This is a genomic window from Halosolutus amylolyticus, assembly GCF_023566055.1.
GTDB lineage: Archaea > Halobacteriota > Halobacteria > Halobacteriales > Natrialbaceae > Halosolutus > Halosolutus amylolyticus.
Genome location: NZ_JALIQP010000003.1, coordinates 126,615 through 144,619, shown reverse-complemented (window position 1 = coordinate 144,619; position 18,005 = coordinate 126,615). Strand labels below are relative to the sequence as shown.

General features: G+C 67.1%; 19 protein-coding genes. 8 read left to right on the top strand and 11 right to left on the bottom strand.

Features of this window, described 5'->3' with window-relative positions; translation table 11 throughout:
- Positions 1 to 104 precede the first annotated feature (104 nt).
- The 4 genes from MUN73_RS13265 to trpC are packed head-to-tail and all read right to left on the bottom strand — an operon-like array spanning position 105 to position 4,005.
- On the bottom strand, positions 105 to 905 hold the full coding sequence (locus MUN73_RS13265; RefSeq protein ID WP_250140971.1) for a 2-amino-3,7-dideoxy-D-threo-hept-6-ulosonate synthase: 801 nt from the start codon (positions 903 to 905) through the stop codon (positions 105 to 107).
- A gap of 24 nt (positions 906 to 929) precedes the next feature.
- Positions 930 to 1,850 carry a tryptophan synthase subunit alpha gene (trpA, locus tag MUN73_RS13260; RefSeq protein WP_250140970.1) on the bottom strand — a complete coding sequence of 307 codons (921 nt, stop codon included), beginning with the start codon at positions 1,848 to 1,850 and terminating at the stop codon, positions 930 to 932.
- Entirely contained in the window at positions 1,847 to 3,205 is a 1,359-nt protein-coding gene (gene trpB / locus MUN73_RS13255; protein ID WP_250140969.1) for a tryptophan synthase subunit beta, read from the bottom strand. The genes trpA and trpB overlap by 4 nt, the downstream gene beginning before the upstream one ends.
- A complete protein-coding gene (gene trpC, locus MUN73_RS13250; RefSeq protein WP_250140968.1) occupies positions 3,202 to 4,005 on the bottom strand; it encodes an indole-3-glycerol phosphate synthase in 804 nt (267 codons plus the stop codon). The genes trpB and trpC overlap by 4 nt, the downstream gene beginning before the upstream one ends.
- 129 nt (positions 4,006 to 4,134) lie before the next feature.
- On the opposite strand from trpC, the gene MUN73_RS13245 reads away from it, so the two are divergent.
- Positions 4,135 to 4,605 carry an MGMT family protein gene (locus MUN73_RS13245; RefSeq protein WP_250140967.1) on the top strand — a complete coding sequence of 157 codons (471 nt, stop codon included), beginning with the start codon at positions 4,135 to 4,137 and terminating at the stop codon, positions 4,603 to 4,605.
- Between the two features lie 45 nt (positions 4,606 to 4,650).
- Here MUN73_RS13245 and MUN73_RS13240 read toward each other — a convergent pair whose 3' ends face one another.
- Genes MUN73_RS13240 through lonB form a run of 3 tightly spaced genes read right to left on the bottom strand, consistent with a single transcriptional unit; the run spans position 4,651 to position 8,226 of the window.
- The gene (locus MUN73_RS13240; protein ID WP_250140966.1) at positions 4,651 to 5,010 is read right to left on the bottom strand and encodes a hypothetical protein; all 360 of its coding nucleotides are present in this window, start codon (positions 5,008 to 5,010) and stop codon (positions 4,651 to 4,653) included.
- Positions 5,011 to 5,035: 25 nt separating this feature from the next.
- Complete coding sequence (locus MUN73_RS13235; protein ID WP_250140965.1) at positions 5,036 to 6,055, bottom strand: CPBP family glutamic-type intramembrane protease; 1,020 nt, start codon at positions 6,053 to 6,055, stop codon at positions 5,036 to 5,038.
- Entirely contained in the window at positions 6,055 to 8,226 is a 2,172-nt protein-coding gene (gene lonB / locus MUN73_RS13230; RefSeq protein ID WP_250140964.1) for an ATP-dependent protease LonB, read from the bottom strand. Before lonB ends, MUN73_RS13235 begins: the two co-directional genes overlap by 1 nt.
- A gap of 308 nt (positions 8,227 to 8,534) precedes the next feature.
- Between lonB and MUN73_RS13225 the strand changes: the two genes are divergently transcribed.
- Complete coding sequence (locus MUN73_RS13225; protein WP_250140963.1) at positions 8,535 to 9,053, top strand: nicotinamide-nucleotide adenylyltransferase; 519 nt, start codon at positions 8,535 to 8,537, stop codon at positions 9,051 to 9,053.
- 79 nt (positions 9,054 to 9,132) lie between these two features.
- A complete protein-coding gene (locus MUN73_RS13220) occupies positions 9,133 to 9,990 on the top strand; it encodes an SAM hydrolase/SAM-dependent halogenase family protein (RefSeq protein ID WP_250140962.1) in 858 nt (285 codons plus the stop codon).
- A gap of 88 nt (positions 9,991 to 10,078) precedes the next feature.
- Here MUN73_RS13220 and thsA read toward each other — a convergent pair whose 3' ends face one another.
- Complete coding sequence (gene thsA, locus MUN73_RS13215; protein ID WP_250141352.1) at positions 10,079 to 11,623, bottom strand: thermosome subunit alpha; 1,545 nt, start codon at positions 11,621 to 11,623, stop codon at positions 10,079 to 10,081.
- 197 nt (positions 11,624 to 11,820) lie between these two features.
- Between thsA and MUN73_RS13210 the strand changes: the two genes are divergently transcribed.
- Together MUN73_RS13210 and MUN73_RS13205 are read left to right on the top strand one after the other, a co-directional pair.
- On the top strand, positions 11,821 to 12,645 hold the full coding sequence (locus MUN73_RS13210; protein WP_250141351.1) for an amidohydrolase family protein: 825 nt from the start codon (positions 11,821 to 11,823) through the stop codon (positions 12,643 to 12,645).
- 101 nt (positions 12,646 to 12,746) lie between these two features.
- Positions 12,747 to 13,535: an enoyl-CoA hydratase/isomerase family protein gene (locus MUN73_RS13205; RefSeq protein WP_250140961.1), complete on the top strand. Its 789-nt coding sequence runs from the start codon at positions 12,747 to 12,749 to the stop codon at positions 13,533 to 13,535.
- Between the two features lie 27 nt (positions 13,536 to 13,562).
- On the opposite strand, the gene MUN73_RS13200 is transcribed toward MUN73_RS13205, so the two are convergent.
- Together MUN73_RS13200 and MUN73_RS13195 are read right to left on the bottom strand one after the other, a co-directional pair.
- Positions 13,563 to 14,459, bottom strand: a complete 897-nt coding sequence (locus MUN73_RS13200) for a glycosyltransferase family 2 protein (protein ID WP_250140960.1) — start codon at positions 14,457 to 14,459, stop codon at positions 13,563 to 13,565.
- A gap of 109 nt (positions 14,460 to 14,568) precedes the next feature.
- Positions 14,569 to 15,291, bottom strand: a complete 723-nt coding sequence (locus MUN73_RS13195; RefSeq protein WP_250140959.1) for a class I SAM-dependent methyltransferase — start codon at positions 15,289 to 15,291, stop codon at positions 14,569 to 14,571.
- A gap of 379 nt (positions 15,292 to 15,670) precedes the next feature.
- On the opposite strand from MUN73_RS13195, the gene MUN73_RS13190 reads away from it, so the two are divergent.
- The gene (locus tag MUN73_RS13190) at positions 15,671 to 15,952 is read left to right on the top strand and encodes a helix-turn-helix domain-containing protein (protein WP_250140958.1); all 282 of its coding nucleotides are present in this window, start codon (positions 15,671 to 15,673) and stop codon (positions 15,950 to 15,952) included.
- Positions 15,953 to 16,104: 152 nt separating this feature from the next.
- On the top strand, positions 16,105 to 16,893 hold the full coding sequence (locus MUN73_RS13185) for an MBL fold metallo-hydrolase (protein ID WP_250140957.1): 789 nt from the start codon (positions 16,105 to 16,107) through the stop codon (positions 16,891 to 16,893).
- 25 nt (positions 16,894 to 16,918) lie between these two features.
- On the opposite strand, the gene MUN73_RS13180 is transcribed toward MUN73_RS13185, so the two are convergent.
- Positions 16,919 to 17,191 carry a hypothetical protein gene (locus tag MUN73_RS13180; protein ID WP_250140956.1) on the bottom strand — a complete coding sequence of 91 codons (273 nt, stop codon included), beginning with the start codon at positions 17,189 to 17,191 and terminating at the stop codon, positions 16,919 to 16,921.
- Between the two features lie 111 nt (positions 17,192 to 17,302).
- Here MUN73_RS13180 and MUN73_RS13175 point away from each other — a divergent pair, with 111 nt between their 5' ends.
- A complete protein-coding gene (locus MUN73_RS13175; protein WP_250140955.1) occupies positions 17,303 to 17,974 on the top strand; it encodes a YkgJ family cysteine cluster protein in 672 nt (223 codons plus the stop codon).
- Positions 17,975 to 18,005: the final 31 nt, after the last annotated feature.

Below are 18,005 nucleotides of genomic sequence, written 5' to 3'. Positions count from 1 at the left end.
GCTCCGAATCACGCTCCCGCCCTGCGATCAGGTGTGCAGTGACTTTCAGTTGCTACTATAGAACATCGAGAACGAGAGCCGTCGAAGAAATTCGGGCGCGGCGTTCAGGCCTCGATCGCCAGTCCCGCCGTCGACAGCGCCTCGTCGGTCGAGAGATCGTCGTGGATGACGCCCGAGACCGCGGTCGCGATCGCTTCGGGGTCCTCGTGCTGGAAGATCGATCGGCCCATGGAGATGCCCGCGCCGCCGGCGTCCATCACGCCGCGGACCATCTCGACGGTCTCGCGATCGGTCCCTTTCGACCCCCCGGCGATGACGACCGGCAGGCGGGTCGACTCGACGACGTGCTGGAAGCTCTCGGCGTCGCCGCTGTAGCCCGTCTTGACGATGTCCGCGCCGACTTCCTCGGCGAGGCGGACCGCGTGGCCCAGCGCCTCGGGATCGGTCGAGTCGACGCCCGGGCCGCGGGCGTAGGCCATCGCCAGCACCGGCATCCCGAACCGGTCGGCCGTCTCCGTGACTTCGGCGAGCTGGGTGAGCTGGTCGGGTTCGTAGTTCGAGCCGACGTTGATGTGGAATGAGACGGCGTCTGCGCCGACCCGGATCGCCTCCTCGACGGTCCCGGTCAGGCGCTTGTCCTGCTCGTCGGGGCCGATCGTCGTCGAGCCGTTGAGGTGGACGATGTAGCCCTTCCCGTTCTTGTTGTCGTGGACGCGGGGCGCGATTCCTTTCTGCGTGAGGACGGCGTCGGCACCGCCGCGGGTGACGCCGTCGATCGTCGATTCGATGTCCTTGAGCCCCGTTACGGCGCCCATCGTGAGCCCGTGATCCATGGGGATGATCATGTACGATCCGTCTGTGCTGATACGATCGAGTCGTGCGTCGATTCCGGTCGATGTGGTCATTGCGGGACTGTAGCAAGCTTGCAGTTATGGCTGTTCTGGTTCCGGTGCATCTTCGCCGGTCGCACCGCGTCGCGCGCCGCGCTTGAGTTCCGCCGCTTTGGCCTCGAGTGCGGCCGCGGCGTCGCCGTCCGCCCCGTGCTCAGCGATGATGTCGACGAGCGCGCTGCCGACGATGACGCCGTCCGCGCCGGCCTCGATTATCTCGGCGGCGTGATCGCCCTCGCTGACGCCGAACCCGACCGCCTTGGGGACGTCGTACGCCGAGAGTCGCGCGAGACTGTCGTGGGTCGCCGTCGAGACGTTCGCCCGCGCGCCGGTGGTTCCGAGCCGGGCCTGGACGTAGGCGAAGCCCGACACCTGCGACATGATCCGATCGAGCCGATCGCCCTCGGTCGTCGGCGCGACGATGAAGACCAGATCGAGCCCGTGCTCGTCGCAGGCATCGCGCAACGGGTCGGCCTCCTCGGCGGGGAGGTCGGGAACGATGATCCCCGAGAGGCCGGCCTCGGCCGCGCGCTCGACGAAGGGCCTGACGTCGGCCTCGGGACCATACTGCAGGATCATGTTGTAGTACGTCATCACCAGTAGCGGCGCCTCGGTCTCGAGGTCATCGACCAGTTCGAAAAAGCCCTGGGGGGTCGTGCCGGCCTCGAGCGCCCGGTTGATCGCCGCCTGGATCGTCGGCCCCTCCGCGATCGGTTCCGAGAACGGCAGGCCGAGTTCGATCAGGTCCGCGCCGCCGCGATCGAGCGCCTCGACGTACGCCTTTGTGTCCGCGAGCGAGGGGTCGCCCGCGGTGACGTAGGCGATCAGTGCGGGGTAGTTCTCGCGGATGGCGGCCTCGACGTCGCTGTCGTACGCCGGTTCGACGCTCGCGGGTCGCTTTGCTCCCCGCTCGCCGTTCCGAGGCTCTTCTCCCTTCGGTCGTCGATCCTCGCCGCTCATCCGTCGAACACCTCCACGTCCGGCGCGGCCTCCAGATCGCGCTTCTCGGTCTCCTCGAGCACCGTCTCGAGGTCCTTGTCGCCGCGACCGGAGACGTTGACGACGACGACGTCCCCGAGTTCGTCGTGCGATTCTTCGAGGTAGCCCAGGGCGTGACTCGATTCGAGCGCCGGGATGATCCCCTCGAGATTCGAGAGTCGGTGGAAGCCGTTCAGCGCCGCCTCGTCGTCGACGGTGACCGGCGTCACCCGGCCCGTCTCGACGAGGTGGGCGAGTTCCGGTCCGACGCCGGCGTAGTCCAGCCCCGCGCTGACGCTGTGGGATTCGACGATCTGGCCGTCCCCCTGCTGGAGCAGTTTCGTCATTGCGCCGTGGAGCACGCCGTCGGTCCCCGTCGAGAGCGTCGCGGAGTTGGGCGCGAGCCCCGCCGCCTCGTCGATCTCGAGGCTCGAACCGCCGGCTTCGACGGCGACGAGGTCGACGTGCTCTCGCGGCTCATCGCCGTCGTCTCGCGGCTGCGCCGCTTGACTGTCCGCGGAACTTCGTTCCGCGCTACTCGAGTCATCCGCGAACCGCGGGTTCGCGCAGTCCGGAACGAACTCGTGAAACGCGCCCATCGTGTTCGAACCGCCGCCCGCACAGGCGACGACGCTGTCCGGGAGTCGCCCCGCCCGATCCTGTATCTGCGCGCGAGCCTCGCGGCCGATCACCGACTGGAAGTCCCGGACCAGTTTCGGGAAGGGGTGCGGGCCGACGACCGACCCGATGACGTAGTGGGTCCGCTCGACGGTCGTCGCCCAGTCGCGCATCGTCTCGTTGATCGCCTCCTTCAGCGTGCCCGACCCCGCAGTCACGGGGTTCACCTCGGCCCCGTTCATCCGCATCCGGTAGACGTTTGGCCGCTGGCGGTTGATGTCCGTCCGGCCCATGTAGATCTCGCAGGGCATATCGAGGTGGGCCGCCGCCATCGCCGTCGCGGTCCCGTGCTGGCCGGCCCCGGTCTCGGCGATGATCCGCTCTTTGCCCATGTACTTGGCGAGCAGGACCTGGCCGAGCGCATTATTGAGTTTGTGCGCCCCGCCGTGAACGAGGTCCTCGCGCTTGAGGTAGATCTCCCGATCGTAGCGCTCGCTCAACCGATCGGCCCGCTGGAGCGGCGTCGGTCGGCCGCCGAAGTCCCGCATTCGATCGCGGAACTCGTCCATGAAGCCGTCCTCGTTCTCTATGACGTACCGCTCGTAGGCGTCCTCGAGTTCCTGCAGCGCCGGCATCAGCGCCTCGGGGACGTACTGGCCGCCGTAGTCGCCGAACGTCCTCTCGCTGTCGCGTTCTCGATTGCGTTCGCTCGTGCTCATGTCTGGGTCTCCGTGTCCGTCTCCTCGGTTGCCGCCACTCGCGTCAGTCGGCGCGTGTTCTCCGTCACGTCGCCCTCCGCGTCGTGGTCCATGATCGCGCTCCCGACGAGCAGGGCGTCGGCACCCGCCTCACGCATCCGGCGGACGTCGGCGGGCGTCGAAATACCGCTTTCGGCGATTAGAGTCACGCCGTCCGGAACGTGGGCCGAAACCGACTCGAACGTTCCGAGATCGACCTCCAGTTTCGCCAGATCGCGGTTGTTCACACCGATCACGTCGGCACCCGCCTCGATCGCGGTTTCGAGTTCCGCCCGATCGTGGACCTCGACCAGCGGCTGGAACCCGCGATCGCGCGCCGCCGTCACCAGTCCCCCGAGGTCGTCCACGAACCGCGCGATCAGCAGGACCAGGTCGGCCTCGACGACGTCCAGTTGGTCTTCCCGCAGGAGGAAGTCCTTCCGGAGCACTGGAACGTCGACCGCCTCGCGGACGCGAGTCAGCGCCTCGGGCGAGCCACCGAAGTGCGAGGGCTCGGTCAGCACCGAGATGGCCGCCGCGCCGCCGTCGACCATCGCCTCGGCCAGGTCGACGGGGTCGTCGTCGCGCGTCCCGTCGGCCGTCGGACTCGTCGGTTTCACTTCCGCGATCACCGGCACGCGCCCGTCCGCCGCGGCCCGTTCGATCGCGTCCGGGATCGACCGCGCCGCGACCGAGACCCGATCGTGGCCGTCGGCCGATCGCTCCCGCGCGGCCGCGAGGATCGACGCCACGGCAGGCGCGACCTCCGTTTCAGAGTTCATTATTGTACATCGACGTACTCATATGTACATAAGGCTTGCGCCATCGATGCGTCTGGGGTCGTGACGGCGGCGAGGCCCGAGATCGGCGAGACCGGCGGATATTCAAGGATTGACCCCCTTCGGGCAGGTATGGAAGAGGTCACCGACGCGGGGATCTACGCGCGGGAGTCGACCTACCTCGATCGGTACGTACAGCTAGGCGTGGCCAGCGGTCGCGTCTTGCGCGTCTCGTTTCCCGACAGACCGGACTCGGACGCGGCGGAGGATCATCCCATCCTCGATCGAATTTTCGAGTACCTCGAGGGGCTCGAGGAGGTCGAGTTCGACGACGTGCAGGTGGCGCTGACCATGCCGACGGATCAGCGTGCGGTGCTGGAACGGCTCCGGGAGATTCCCTACGGCGAACAGGTCGGCGTGAAGAGCCTCGCCCGGATGACCCCCGAACTCGACCCGGACGACGAGGACGACCTCACGCTGGTGCGGACCGCACTCGACGCCAACCCAGCACCGATCTTGCTTCCCGACCACCGCGTCCGCGACGGCCCGAGCGCCGCACCGCCGGCGGTCGAGCAGAAGTTGCGATCGGTCGAGGGCCTCTGATCGGGGCTGTTCGCCCGACGGCCGCAGAGTGCCTGCCGCTCGTTGTTACCGCGGCGACGGCTCACCGTGCCGCGTGTAGATCGCGTACCCGTAGAGGAGGATACCGAGGAACACCGTGATCGAAGCGATCAGATCCAGTTCCGAGACGGCGAGGCCCGCCAGTTGCGTCACGCCGCCAACGACGAGACAGGTCGCGGCGGCGGTGATGGGATCGAGTTCGCGGGAGGACTGCCAGTAGAGGACGCTTCCGACGCCGATCGCGATGAGTCCGAACAGGGCGTCGGCGACGGACAGCGCGAGGGGGTCACCGGCGATCGTCGCGTAGGCGAGCAGGAGAAAGTAGCCGACGACGCCGACCACGATCGTCCGATACACCAGCGGCGGGGCATCCTCGAGTCTCGTCATATCACGTCGAACGAACGCCGCCCTCTTAGCTTCCGAGGGCACTGGCCCACTCGAAGCCCAGCCCCTCATGGACGACGAACTCCAGTGCGTTGATCCAGTAGTGGGCGACGACGACCACGAGGAAGCTTCCGGTGAGGATAAAGCCCGCCGCGAGCACGAAGCCGAGCGCGCCGGTGACGACGATGCCGACGGTCCCCTGCATCCCGTGGCCCAGCGCGAACGCGATCGAGGAGCCGATCGCCAGCACCCAGACCGAGACGCCGAAGCCGGTCGAGACGGCACCGATCAGCGCCGCGCGAAAGAGCAGTTCCTCGAACACCGCGATGATCGGCAGGACGCCCACCAGGAGCACGAGCCAGCCCCGGATCGAGTCCGGGGCCAGCAGTTCGCGCAACCCTTCGTCGTGGTCGAAGCCGAACCAGGTCGCCGCCGCCGCACCGACCTCGTTCGCGACGTAGAGGACGCCCCCGAACGCCGTCCCCCAGAGCAGTCCGGTCTCCAGGTACGATCGCGAAATCTCGATCCCGAGCGCGTCCGCCGGAATGCCGGCGTAGATCGCCGCGCCGATCAGCACGAGCGCGAACAGTCCCTGCGAGGCCGCCACGTTCGCCAGCACCATCCCGGTCGACAGCGACTCCCGGTCGACCTGGCGGTCTCGCCCGCCGCGGGGTCGGGGCGGGTGCTCGAGGGGCCCGTTAGGCGATCGATCGACCTGCGACGTGCGATCGGCGGGCGACGCGGACGACGCCTCCCGCGGCGACACGCCCTCGGGTGCGTCGCGCTGGGGTTCGGGCCCGTTTTGTGGGTGCCCGTCCGCACCGGACGACTCCCGGGCCGTCGGCGGTGACGATCGATCGACCGTCGCCGGACCGTCGGGTCCCGACTGGGGGAGCCGGGTCTCGAACTCGTCCCGTGGATCCGGATCGGCGTCGCGGTCGGATGCGCCGGTCCCGTCGGTAATCGAGGACTGTGTGAGATACGAAAGAACGAGCAAGAGTACGAGGACGACGCCCGTTATCCCGGCGAACGTCGCCCACTGGGGCATTACTGGGGACTCGGGTTCGACCCGCTCGTGGAGCCGACGGCGCCGTGATCGAGCGCCGAGCCGGTGATCGACTTGAGCCGATCGACGAGCGAGTCCTTCTTCGGTTCGCCCATCAGGGCGACGTCCAGGACTTCGCTGATGTTCGAGCACGGGACGATGTCGACCATCTCCTCGTACTCGTCCTCGATCATCACGTCCTGTTCGTTGGCCTTCGGGATGATGACCGTGTCACAGCCTGCCTTGGCCGCGGCCTCGATCTTGTGCGTGACGCCGCCGACCGGGAGCACGTCCCCGCGAACGGAGAGCGACCCGGTCATGGCGACGGTCTGGTCGACCGGGATGTCCTCGAGAGCGCTGATGACGGCCGTCGCCACCGTGATGGAGGCGGAGTCGCCGTCGACGCCCTGCTGGCCGGCCTGGACGAACTGGATGTGGATGTCCTTCTCCGAGAGGTTCACGTCGGAGAACTTCTTGATGATCGCCGAGACGTTCTGGACCGACTCCTCGGCCATCTCCTTGAGCTGGCCGGTGGCGATGACCTGGCCCTGGCCCTGCGCCGGGGCGATTTCGGCCATCACGGGGAGCATGATCCCGCTGTCTTCGCCCATGACGGCGAGGCCGTTGACCCGGCCCTCGACGCCGCCTTCGGCGACCTGCAGCTCGTAGTCCTTGCGGCGCTCGATGTAGTCGTCCGCGAGCTGTTGCTCGATCGAGCGCGAGCGACCCTTGGCCTGCAGGACGTCCTCGCGGGTGGTGAACTCCCGGTCTTCGGAGCGGGCGATGTCGCCGGCGACGCGGACGAGGCCGCCGAGGGTCCGGAAGTGAAGCGTCAGGTGGTTCTTCCGGCCGGAGCGGCGCTTGGCCTCGAGGATGAGTTCCTCGACGGCGTCGCGCGTGAAGTGGGGGAGCCGACCGTCGCGTTCGACCTCCTGGGCGACGAACCGGGCGTACTTCCGGCGCATCTCGGGGGTGTCCTCGATGGTGTCCTCCATGTAGACCTCGTACCCGTACCCCTTGATCCGGTTCCGGAGCGCGGGGTGCATGTTCTCCATCGCGTCGAGGTTGCCCGCCGCGATCATGACGAAGTCACAGGGGACGGGTTCGGTCTGGACCATCGCGCCCGAGGAGCGCTCGGACTGGCCCGTGATGGAGAACTCGCCCTCCTGGATCGCCGTCATCAGCTTCTGCTGGGTCCGGACGTCGAGCGTGTTGATCTCGTCGACGAACAGCACGCCCTTGTTCGACTTGTGGATGGAGCCGGGTTCGACCCGATCGTGGGACGGCGTCTCCATGCCGCCGGACTGGAACGGGTCGTGGCGAACGTCGCCGAGCAGCGCGCCGGCGTGGGCACCGGTCGCGTCCTCGAACGGCGCGGTGCGCTGATCGCCGTTGTCGACGATCATGTTCGGCACCATCGCATCCGTGCCGCGGGAGGTGTAGCGGAAGATCAGCCAGACGATACCCGCTGCCAGAATGCCAAGGAGGATGCTGGCGGTGAGAATCGCGTAGCCGACGATGATCGCGATGATGATCCACATCAGGATCGATCGCATCTGGTTGCGCTTGCGGGCTTCCTCCTTGTGCGCGTCGATGATCTGTTCGCCCTTGCCTGCGGGAACGGTCCGCACCTTCGGCGCGTTCCCGTCGTCGGGGTTGTGATAGACGAGGACGTCCTGCAGATCCTCCTGGGGCAGAAGCTGGCTCATCGCCTTCGCCAGCATCGACTTCCCGGTCCCCGGCGAACCGATCATCATCACGTGTCGGCGCTGCTTGGCCGCCTTGATGATGATGTCCCGTGCCTCGTCCTGTCCGATGACCTGGTCGACGAGTCGATCGGGGACCTCGATGTCCTCGGTCGTGTCGATCTTGAGGCCGCCGAGGAGGTCGTCCTCGGCGTTCTCCTCGTCGACCTCGACGCCCGGATCGACCTCGACATCGCTACCGAGGTCTTCGACGGTCTCGATGTCGTCGTCACCGTCGTCGGACACCGATTCGGGATCGAACTCCTCGATCGGGTCGTCGACGTCGTCGTGACGGTCGCCCTCCTCCTCGAGTGGCGACCGATCTCCCTGACGCTCCTGGTCCTGGGTCTGCTCGTGAGACTCGTCCTCACGTGCAGGCGTCCCGGTAGCGTCTTCGGGAGGGTCGTCAACGTTCGTATCGTTGCTCATAGAACTCTGTTCAGTACCTGATTCGAAGGGATTGCCACTGATATACTTTCTCCATGCGGAGGATCGTGTCAGTTGGTGATACCGCCAGCCACAGCGGTCGACGGGCATGATTGGGGATTATCGATCGGGGATTTCGTACAGCCACAATCGGCGTGAATTATCTCGGTGACGACCTGTCCGTACGGACGAACGTTCTGGGCTGGAGACCGGCGACTCCCGGCCGTTCTGCGTCGGGACTCGTCCGGACGCGAAACGGCAACCGGTCGAAACACGCCATGCTTAAGCGGACGCCACGAACAGTGTTCCCCATGACCCGGGGGTTCTACATCGGCCGATTCCAGCCCTTCCACAACGGCCACCTCAGCATGGTCGAACAGATCGCCGAGGACGTCGACGAACTCGTCCTGGGGATCGGGAGCGCCGACGACTCGCACACGACACGGAACCCGTTCACGGCGGGCGAACGGATCATGATGATCACGAAGTCGCTTGTCGACTCCGACCTCGTCACCTACGCCGTCCCGATCGAGGACCTCGAACGGAACTCGGTGTGGGTGAGTCACGTCCAGAGCATGAGTCCGGACTTCGACGTCGCGTACTCGAACAACCCCCTCGTCATCCAGCTGTTTCGCGAGGCCGACATCGAGATCAGACAGTCGCCGATGTTCAACCGGGAGGTGCTCGAGGGCTCGGAAGTCCGCGAACGGATGATCAACGGCGACGACTGGGAGACGCTCGTCCCCGAACCGGTCGCCGAAGTCGTCGACGAAATCGACGGGATCGAGCGAATCCAGATGGTCAGCCAGTCCGACTCGAACGGCGAGTAGTCCCCGCAACCGGGCGAAGGCGGTCAGTACCGATCGCGAGACGCACCGACTTTTACCGATCGCGCGGCTACCCCCGGTCATGCTCACGCTCGCATCGGACTTCGGCTCGCCGTACCCGGCGGCGATGAGAGGCGTCCTCTGCCAGCGAACCGACGCGCGACTCGTCGACGTCGCCCACGACTTCCCCCGGCAGGACGTCCGTGCGGCCGCGTTCTGGCTCCGCGAGACGCTGCCGTACTTCCCGCCCGCGACGCATCTCGTCGTGGTCGATCCCGGCGTCGGAACCGATCGATCGGCGATCGTCGTCCGGACGGGCGAGCACGCGCTCGTCGGCCCGAACAACGGCGTCCTGCGTCCGCCGGCGCGACGGCTCGCCGGCGACGGCCCGATCGAGACGTACGTGATCGACGAGACCCGCCTCGACCCGGTCGAACCGACGTCCGGGCCCTCGGCCGACGCCGATATCCTCGGAACGGACGCGAGCGGGGACGGCGATGGGGGACCCACGAGCAACACCTTCCACGGCCGGGACGTCTTCGCGCCGGCCGCTGCGGCGGTTCACGACGCTCCGCTCTCGACGCTCGACGACCTCGCGTTCCTGGCCCCGGCTGAGTCCGTCGTCGAACTCGAGTTACCGACGGCGACCGTGGACGCGGCGGACGATCGCGCACACGGGGACGTGCTGGTCGTCGACGACTTCGGCAACGTGATTACGAACGTCCCCGGCGGCTATCTCGACGGGCGCGAGCGGATCCGCGCGAACGGCGACACCGTCCCCGTCGGCGAGACGTTCGCGGCGGTCCCGGTCGGCGATCGGCTCGCGACGGTCGGCAGTCACGGCTACGTGGAACTGGACGTCAACCAGGGTCGGGGCGACGACGCGTTCGGGCTCGCGGCCGGCGACGAGGTCGTGCTCGAACCCACGTCCGGCAGGTAGCGCTGGTCGGGTCGCGGGACCGGCGTCTCGATCGGCGAAACGCGCCCCGTCCCAAAAAACGGTCGAACTCGGCGGCGATCGATCCGCGTTACTCGGCGGCGATGACGTCGTCGATGCGGACGATCATCGTCGCGGCCTCGGTCGCGCTCTCGATCGCCTCGCGCTTGACGTCGGCCGGGTCGACGACGCCGTACTCGAAGGGATCGTCGATCGTGACCTCCTCGCCGGCGGTGATGAGGCCCGCACGACCCTCGGACTCGTGGGCGGCACGGAGGTCCACGAGGGAGTCGATCGGGTCCTGACCCGTGTTGGCCGCGAGCGTTCGCGGGACGACGTCGATCGCGTCCGCAAAGGCGTTGACGGCGAGCTGTTTGCGGCCCTCGATACCGGCGGCTTCCGAGCGGATCGTGTCGGCGATCGCGATCTCGGTCGCACCGGCACCGGGGACGACCTCGCCGGAGGCGAGCGCCGTCGCGACGACGTCGAGTGCGTCCTCGATGGCACGTTCGAGTTCGTCCACGACGTGTTCGGTCCCGCCGCGGACGAAGACGGTGACGGCTTCGGCGGCCGCGCCGCCCTCGACGAACGCGAGGTCGTCGTCGCCGTAGTTCTTCGTTCGGATGTGATCGGCGGCACCGAAGTCGTCTTCCTCCAGGTCGTCGAGCGCGCCGACGCGGCGGGCACCCGTCGCGGAGGCGATGTCGCGGGCGTCGGAGTCGCCGACGCTCTCGAAGACGAGCACGCCCTCGTTCGCGAGGAACGTGCTGACGCGGTCGTCGACGTCTTCGGTGGTGAAGACGACGTCAGCGCCGCTCTCGGCGATCGTCTCGGCGTAGCCCCGGACCTCGCTCTCCTCGGCGTCGATCGCCTGGTTGAGCTGGTCGATCGAGTCGATGGCGTACTCGGCGTCGATCTCGCCCGTTCGGACGCCGAGTTCGACGTCCAGCACCGCGATCGAGGCGTCCTCGACGTTCGCGGGCATCGCGTCGTGGGCGGCCTCCTCGTCGACGACGATCCCGGGGACGAGTTCGGTCGCGTTCGAGGACGCGCCGATCTGGGTGTGGATGGAGACGTTGTCGCGCTGGACGCCCGCGTCCATCTCGACGTGGCGGATGGCCTCGACGACCGTCTCGGCGAGCGATTCGGCGGTCAGGCCACCGGTTCCCTTGCCGGTCATGCTCGACTCGGCGACCTGCTTGAGGATCTCGTCATCGACTTCGGCCTCGCCGACCTGCGACTCGATCGCTTCGAGCGCGATTTCGGCGGCCTCGTGGTAGCCCTCGACGATCGTCGTCGCGTGGACGTCCTGCTCGATGAGGTCCTCGGCCTCACCGAGGAGGTTACCAGCGATCACGGCCGCGGTCGTCGTCCCGTCGCCGACCTCCTCCTCCTGGGAGTCGGCGACCTCGACGATCATCTGGGCCGCGGGGTGCTCGATGTCCATCTCGTTGAGGATGGTCGCGCCGTCGTTCGTGATGACGACCTCGCCGCCGGAGTCGACGAGCATCTTGTCCATCCCGCGGGGCCCGAGTGTCGTCCGTACTGCTTCGGCGACGGCCTTGCCGGCCATAATGTTGGACGACTGGGCGTCTCGACCCTGCGTTCGCTGGCTGTCCTCGCTCATAATGAACATGGGCTGTCCGCCCATGCGTCGCTGTTGTGCCATGGTTGTACTCACTAACCATGTCGTCAGCACTTCTATATAAAAGTTTCCCTACCGACACCGCTCCCTCTGGCGATTGCCCGTGTGACGGGTGGCCACACCTGACCGATCGTGCCCCGATCGGAAGCCGGTAGCACAATATGGGGCCGGTCGCAACCATCCCGTGGATGCTGGAGCTGGAACACGGGTTTCGTATCGTCGACGTCTATACACAGCTTCCCCCGGACGACGGGACGGGCGAAGACGCGATCACCCCCGATCGTCTGGAGCGGGAGATGCACCAGGCCGGCATCACGAAGGCCGTCGTCTTCCCGCCCGCGACGGCAGAGACGAGCTACGTCGCGCCGAACAACGGGGTCGCCCGCCGGAGCGTCGATCGGCCGTTCGTCGCCTTCGCCCGGATCAACGGCACCCAGCGGTCCGAAGAAAGCGCGACCGGTCGTCTCCGAAACGCCGTGAGCCGGCGGAAGGATCACCACACGACGCCCGAGGACGTCGAGCGCTACGCCTACGACGATCGGTTCCACGGGTTCGTGCTCGAACCAGGCGTAGACGGCTACCCCGACGACGACGTCCTCGCCGTCCTCGACGACGTCGGCCTGCCGGTGATCGTGGGCGGCGGCGTCGACGCGCCACCCGACACCCTCGCGACGATGCTGCTCGATCGCTCCTTCCCGGTCGTCGTCGCCCACTTCGGCGGCCACCCGCTCGAACGATCCCTCATGAACGGGATGATCGACCTGCTCGACAAGTACGACGACTGCTACGTCGAGACGAGTTTCGTCAGGTACCGCCGGGAACTCGAGCGCGCCCTGCTCGAACACCCCGATCGGGTCCTGTTCGGCAGCGGCACCCCGGCCTGTCACCCCGACGTCGCCGTCATGGAAATCCTCACCCTGGACGTCTCGGAGGACAAACTCTGGCGGGTCTTCTCGAAGAACGCCTGTCGCGTGATCGACGCGCTCGGGCCGGACGCGGAACTCCGGGAGTAACGCCGCGGAAAGGCCGACCGCCGACGGATTGACGCGATATGGAAACGGCAGCACATTCGTCCTGTCCGGAAAATTAAGAGGGTGGCCCGGGATCGTCCCCCATGGAATCAGTTGGCACGGGACTCGCGGCGATCGACTGGAACGATCGACGAGCGGACGTCTCCCTCTCGCGGCCGGAGAAGCGAAACGCGATGACCGTCGACCTCATGCGCGACCTCACCGAGGCGTTCGAGCGGGTCGACGCGAACGAGGACGTGTGGGCCGTCACGCTCCTCGGTGAGGGGCCGGTCTTCTCGGCGGGCATGGACCTCGAGATGATGCGCGATCGGGTCGATCCCGACGCGGGAATCGACCGTGACGTCTTCCCCTATCTGCTCGAGACGATCGAGGACCTCCGTCAACCGGTCGTCGCCGGCATCAAGCGCGCCGCGCCCGCGGGGGCGTTCGAACTCACGCTCCCCTGTGATTTCCGGATCATCGGCGAGGACGCGAAGTACGGCCTGCTGGAGGTCGCGCTGGGCACGTTCCCCCACGGCGGCGGTACCCAGCGGCTCCCGCGGCTCGTCGGCCTCTCGAACGCCAAGGAGATCGTCCTCACCGGCGAGTTCGTCGATCCGGAGGACGCGGCCGAGATGGGGCTGGTCCACGAGATCCATCCCGACGAAGACGTCGACGAGCGGACGAAAGCGTTCGCCGATCGGCTCACCGAGAACGCGCCGCTCGGCCTCGAGTACGCCAAGCGATCGCTCAACGCCGCCCTGGAGACGCCCCTCGAGCAGGGGCTGGCGCTCGAGCGATCGCTCGGCCACGACCTTGACGACACCCGGGACTACCGGGAAGGGTTCGAGGCGCGACTCGAGGATCGAGAGCCGGAGTTCCGCCGCGAATAGCGCAGTCGGCGAGCGACGGCCGGGCCGTCACCGCCGGTCGTAGATCCGGACCGCTCGATCGTGGCGCGTCGAGAGGCCGTTCGGGTTGCGCCGGGTCGATCGATCGGCGTACCTGGCGCGGAGTCCGTCCCGGAACCCGCAGAGAGAGCTCTTGGCGACGTCGATCCCGTCGCCGAGCCACTCAGTCGGCTTCTCGTCACCTTCGAGGATTCCGCGAGCGCCGGCGGCCCCGTCGCGAACGGCGCTCCCGATCGTCCGCACGAGGACGCGGGGCCGCGGGCCGTAGTTTTTCGCCAGTCGGTACGCGAGCGCTCGATAGGTGCCGCCCCAGTCAGGATCCGCCCGTCCGCCGTCGGCGCCGACGTCGCTGCGGGCGGCCATCCCCGGGGTCCACGCGACGTCGAATCCCAGTCCGGCCACGCGGTGGGCACAGTCCCGCGCGCCGTCGGCCGCGAGGTACTCGTCGAACCCGTCGAGAGCCTCGAGTACGGTCCGATCGAACGCGGCGTTGTCGCCCTCGACGTGCGCCACGCGACGACCGGCGACCGTCCGGACCGGGTCCTCGACGGAGCCGTCGGCGGCCGTGATCGGGCCGGTGACGACGTCCGCGTCGGTCTCGATCGCGTCCGCGAGCGCGTCGTACCACCCCGGTTCGACGACGAACTCGCCGCCGAGGAAGGCGACGACGTCCCCCGAGGCGGCCTCGAAGCCGGCGTTGCGCGAGACGTTCGGGTTCCGTTCGGAAATCTCGACGAGGACGTCGACGTCCGGCCGATCGCGGACGACGCCGGTCGTCCCGTCCGAGGAGGGGCCGTTGACCACGATGATCTCCGTCTCGGACGGCGTCTGCCGGTGAAGTGCGTCGAGAGCCGACAGTAACTGCTCTCGGTCGTTGAGCGTCGACACCACTACCGAGAGCTCCATACTAGGGGGTAGAATTCCCGAGGAGTAAAAATACGGGGGTTCTCGTCGGCGATCGATTCCTTCCCTGGCGACCGGCGACCGACGTGAGACGCGACGGCCGATCGGCGCGTCAGTTACTGGCCGGCGATCGAACGCGCGTATTCCAGTAGGAGACGGACGCGAAGTGGTCCGTGATCGGGTGGCCACCGATCGCGGTGTCGAGGTTCCTGATCGGTTCGGCGAGCGCGTTCGGAATCGATCGGTAGAGCCCGTAGGGTGCGAGGAAGTCGTCTTCCACGTCGACGAGCGTCAGATCGGTTTTGGCCAGTAGCGTGGCCACCTCGCTCTTCGAGTAGAGTCGCGACCCCATGGGCAGTGCCCAGTTGTAGACGCTACGGGCGCTGAACCGGTTGAACGTGTCGAAGACGATCTGTTCACTCGAGACCCGGCGCATCTCCCGCAGGAACGCTTCCGGATCGTCCGCGAGGTGGAAAAAGCGCATCGCGATGACGATGTCGAAGTGATCGTCCGGGAAGGGGAGTCGTCCGGCGTCACCGCGGAGAAATTCGAGCGTCCCCGCGAGATCGGCGTCCTGTACCTTCTGGCGACCCTGCTGTAGCATCGCCGCCGAAATATCGAGTCCCACGACGTCAGCACCACGCTCCGCGAGCATGACGGTAAATCGCCCGGTACCACAGGCGATCTCGAGTACGTTTTTCCCCTCGACAGGCACGATCGCGTCGAGGACGGCTTCTTTCTCCCGGCGGTCGATCAGCTGCCCGCCACGGGAGAACCGCTTGTCGTCGTACTCCTGGGCGACGTCGTCGGCCTGGTACCACTCCTGTCCTTTCACACTGGGCGCAACTACAGGAGGCGGAGGATAAAACGATACTGGAGTCCGTCGGCGCGTGTTCGGGAGGCCGCGACCTCCTGGACGCCCACTCGACCGCCCCGGTCGAGCGGGGCTGGCCCGTTCCGGACGAGGTCGCGACTCGATCGCGTCGATCCACCACCCGGGTCGGTGGCGACGAGACGCCTGAAGTGACCACTCGTCAACTACTCGATCTCGTGACCGGTCCCGTTCGAGCCTGGGGGTATATAACGGCAATCGCCCGACCGGAGAGGGGTCGCCCCTTTTGTGTTAATACCTCATTCATACACCTTATACAAAATAGACTATTCGTATCCACATATAGGGAAGCTTTACCACCACCGATTCCGCGTGGTGTGGTATGAGCATGAGTACCGCTGACGATCGTGCCGCAGCCGCCGAGGAGACCCTCTCGGAAGACGAATACCGTGACCGCCTGCGTGACCTGCCCCCGAGTGCGAAACTCGTCGCCAAGGTCCTCGAATCCGACTCGCCGCTCTCGCAGGGCCAGCTCGCCGAGGAATCCCTGCTCCCCGATCGAACCGTCCGCTACGCGCTCAATCGCCTCGAAGACGTCGACATCGTCGGCTCCCGGTACAGCTTCCGGGACGCCCGCAAACAGGTCTACTACCTCAAGCACTGAGACGGACAACTGTCCGTATGACGCGATCGGATCGCACCGACGCGAACTGACGAACGCGACCGCACGCTGGCGTGTCATGAGCTCGATCGGCCACATGAGGGTGGCACGGACGCGGTCGACACTCCCTTTTGCTCGCAGTCTGAGTGGACGATATGGACGTCACCCGCTGTTCGGTCTCGACGTCGAGTCGCGTGCCGACCGGCACGACGAACGCCTATCTGCTCGGCTCCGATCCGGCCGTTCTCGTCGATCCCGCGGCCCGAACGGACGATCTCGATCGCCTGGTTCGCGACCGTCGCGTCGAACACGTCCTGGTGACCCACGCACATCCCGACCACGTTGGCGGCGTCGACGCGTACGCCGCGGAGACTGGTGCGACCGTCTGGGCGCGGGTCGGCCGACGCGATCGGTTCCGGGAGGCAACCGGCCGCGAGCCCGATCGGGTCTTCGTGCCGGGGACGACGATTCCGATCGACGGCGGCCGCGTTACGATCCTCGACGCCCCCGGCCACGCGCCCGATCACGTCGCCCTCGAAGCGGGCGAGGGCGGCCCGATCCTGTGTGGCGACTGCGCGATCCGGGAGGGGAGCGTCGTCGTCGGCGCTCCCGAGGGAGACATGCGCGCGTACCTGAGTACCCTGCGACGGCTCCGGGCGATCGACCCGCCCACGCTCTATCCCGGTCACGGGCCCGCGATCGACGCCCCGAGAGCGACCCTCGAGCGGTTACTCACCCACCGGGCCAGGCGTGAACGACGCGTGCTGGACGCGGTCGACGACGGCGCCGAAACGATTTCCGAGATCCTCGACGGTGCCTACGCGAAGGACCTGACCGGCGTCGAGGACCTCGCGCGAGCGACCGTGCGCGCACATCTCGAGAAACTCGCCGTCGAGGGTCGGCTCGCGTGGGACGGTGAACGCGCCCACGTCTCGAACCGGTAGCTCGCGTCGCCCTTCGTTCGGCCCGCTACTCGATCCGTTCCGTCGAAGTCAGCTGAAACTGGAACGTCAACTCGTCCTCGATTTTTACCTTGACGCCGCCGAACCGGTCGGAGAGTTGTTCTCGCGCGTCGGCACTCGGCTCGACCGTGATCGTGACGGTGTTGTTGTTCGCGTTGTACTCGATGCCGCCGACGATGACGTCGAACTCGAAAAGCTCCGGAATCTCCTGCCTGAGATGGTCCCTGACCTCGGCGACCTGTGACTGTGCGTCGGCCATCTCGTCGTTGAGAGATGTCATTAGATACCATAGGACACGATCGGGCGTAAGCGTGTTCCCCCGACCCGGTACGGGCAGGACCGACCGCTTCGGTAGCGACTGGTTTTTCCGCATCGACGCGTAGGATCAGGCGTGCAATCGCTCGAAGCCGAACTCGAGGCGGCCCGTTCGCTCGCAGTCGACGACCTCGCCGACGCCATCGAGTCGATCGGCTTCGAGTGTACCCGCTGTGGGGCCTGTTGCAAAGGCGACGACGAGGACGACCACACGGCGACCGTCTTCCCGGACGAGGTGCGAGCTCTCGCGGCGAGCGACGAGTACGACGGCGAGTACGACTGGCGCGACGTCGCGCGGCCGATGCCGTACGGCCTCGAGGACCGGGACGGCGACCTCGAGGGCGAGACCTTCGAGTGGGCGCTCCAGACCGACGCTTGCGGCGACTGCGTCTTCTACGCGGAGGACGACGACGGGACCGGGGCCTGCCGCGCCCACGACGATCGGCCGCTGATCTGTCGCACGTACCCCTTCAGTGTCGCGCTCGCGGGGACGAGCCAGCCGATGGGCGAAGCTGTTGACGAGGCAGGCGTCGTCCGCGCCCACGAGTGCGAGGGGCTCGGTCGGGACATCTCCCGTGGAGACGCCGAGGACCTCGCGACTGCGCTGAAAGAACGTGCGATCAGGGAACTCGAAGAAGCGATCGCGGTCCGCGACAACTACGCGCCCGCGGATCCGGGGCCGGGCGAGGTCGTCGTCCACGACTCCGAGGGCGCAAAGCGAGTCGACGGAACGCCGATCGATGAGTGAATTCGTTCTGGAACTGCGGTCGAAGGCAAGG

Coding starts and splice junctions, on each gene's coding strand:
- trpA (WP_250140970.1), bottom strand. CDS start 1,850: ATGAGCGGCGAGGATCGACGACCGAAGGGAGAAGAGCCTCGGAACGGC.
- MUN73_RS13225 (WP_250140963.1), top strand. CDS start 8,535: ATGACCCGGGGGTTCTACATCGGCCGATTCCAGCCCTTCCACAACGGC.
- MUN73_RS13190 (WP_250140958.1), top strand. CDS start 15,671: ATGAGCATGAGTACCGCTGACGATCGTGCCGCAGCCGCCGAGGAGACC.
- lonB (WP_250140964.1), bottom strand. CDS start 8,226: ATGAGCAACGATACGAACGTTGACGACCCTCCCGAAGACGCTACCGGG.
- MUN73_RS13205 (WP_250140961.1), top strand. CDS start 12,747: ATGGAATCAGTTGGCACGGGACTCGCGGCGATCGACTGGAACGATCGA.
- MUN73_RS13235 (WP_250140965.1), bottom strand. CDS start 6,055: ATGCCCCAGTGGGCGACGTTCGCCGGGATAACGGGCGTCGTCCTCGTA.
- trpC (WP_250140968.1), bottom strand. CDS start 4,005: ATGAACTCTGAAACGGAGGTCGCGCCTGCCGTGGCGTCGATCCTCGCG.
- thsA (WP_250141352.1), bottom strand. CDS start 11,623: ATGTTCATTATGAGCGAGGACAGCCAGCGAACGCAGGGTCGAGACGCC.
- trpB (WP_250140969.1), bottom strand. CDS start 3,205: ATGAGCACGAGCGAACGCAATCGAGAACGCGACAGCGAGAGGACGTTC.
- MUN73_RS13265 (WP_250140971.1), bottom strand. CDS start 905: ATGACCACATCGACCGGAATCGACGCACGACTCGATCGTATCAGCACA.
- MUN73_RS13240 (WP_250140966.1), bottom strand. CDS start 5,010: ATGACGAGACTCGAGGATGCCCCGCCGCTGGTGTATCGGACGATCGTG.
- MUN73_RS13180 (WP_250140956.1), bottom strand. CDS start 17,191: ATGACATCTCTCAACGACGAGATGGCCGACGCACAGTCACAGGTCGCC.
- MUN73_RS13220 (WP_250140962.1), top strand. CDS start 9,133: ATGCTCACGCTCGCATCGGACTTCGGCTCGCCGTACCCGGCGGCGATG.
- MUN73_RS13200 (WP_250140960.1), bottom strand. CDS start 14,459: ATGGAGCTCTCGGTAGTGGTGTCGACGCTCAACGACCGAGAGCAGTTA.
- MUN73_RS13185 (WP_250140957.1), top strand. CDS start 16,105: ATGGACGTCACCCGCTGTTCGGTCTCGACGTCGAGTCGCGTGCCGACC.
- MUN73_RS13245 (WP_250140967.1), top strand. CDS start 4,135: ATGGAAGAGGTCACCGACGCGGGGATCTACGCGCGGGAGTCGACCTAC.
- MUN73_RS13210 (WP_250141351.1), top strand. CDS start 11,821: ATGCTGGAGCTGGAACACGGGTTTCGTATCGTCGACGTCTATACACAG.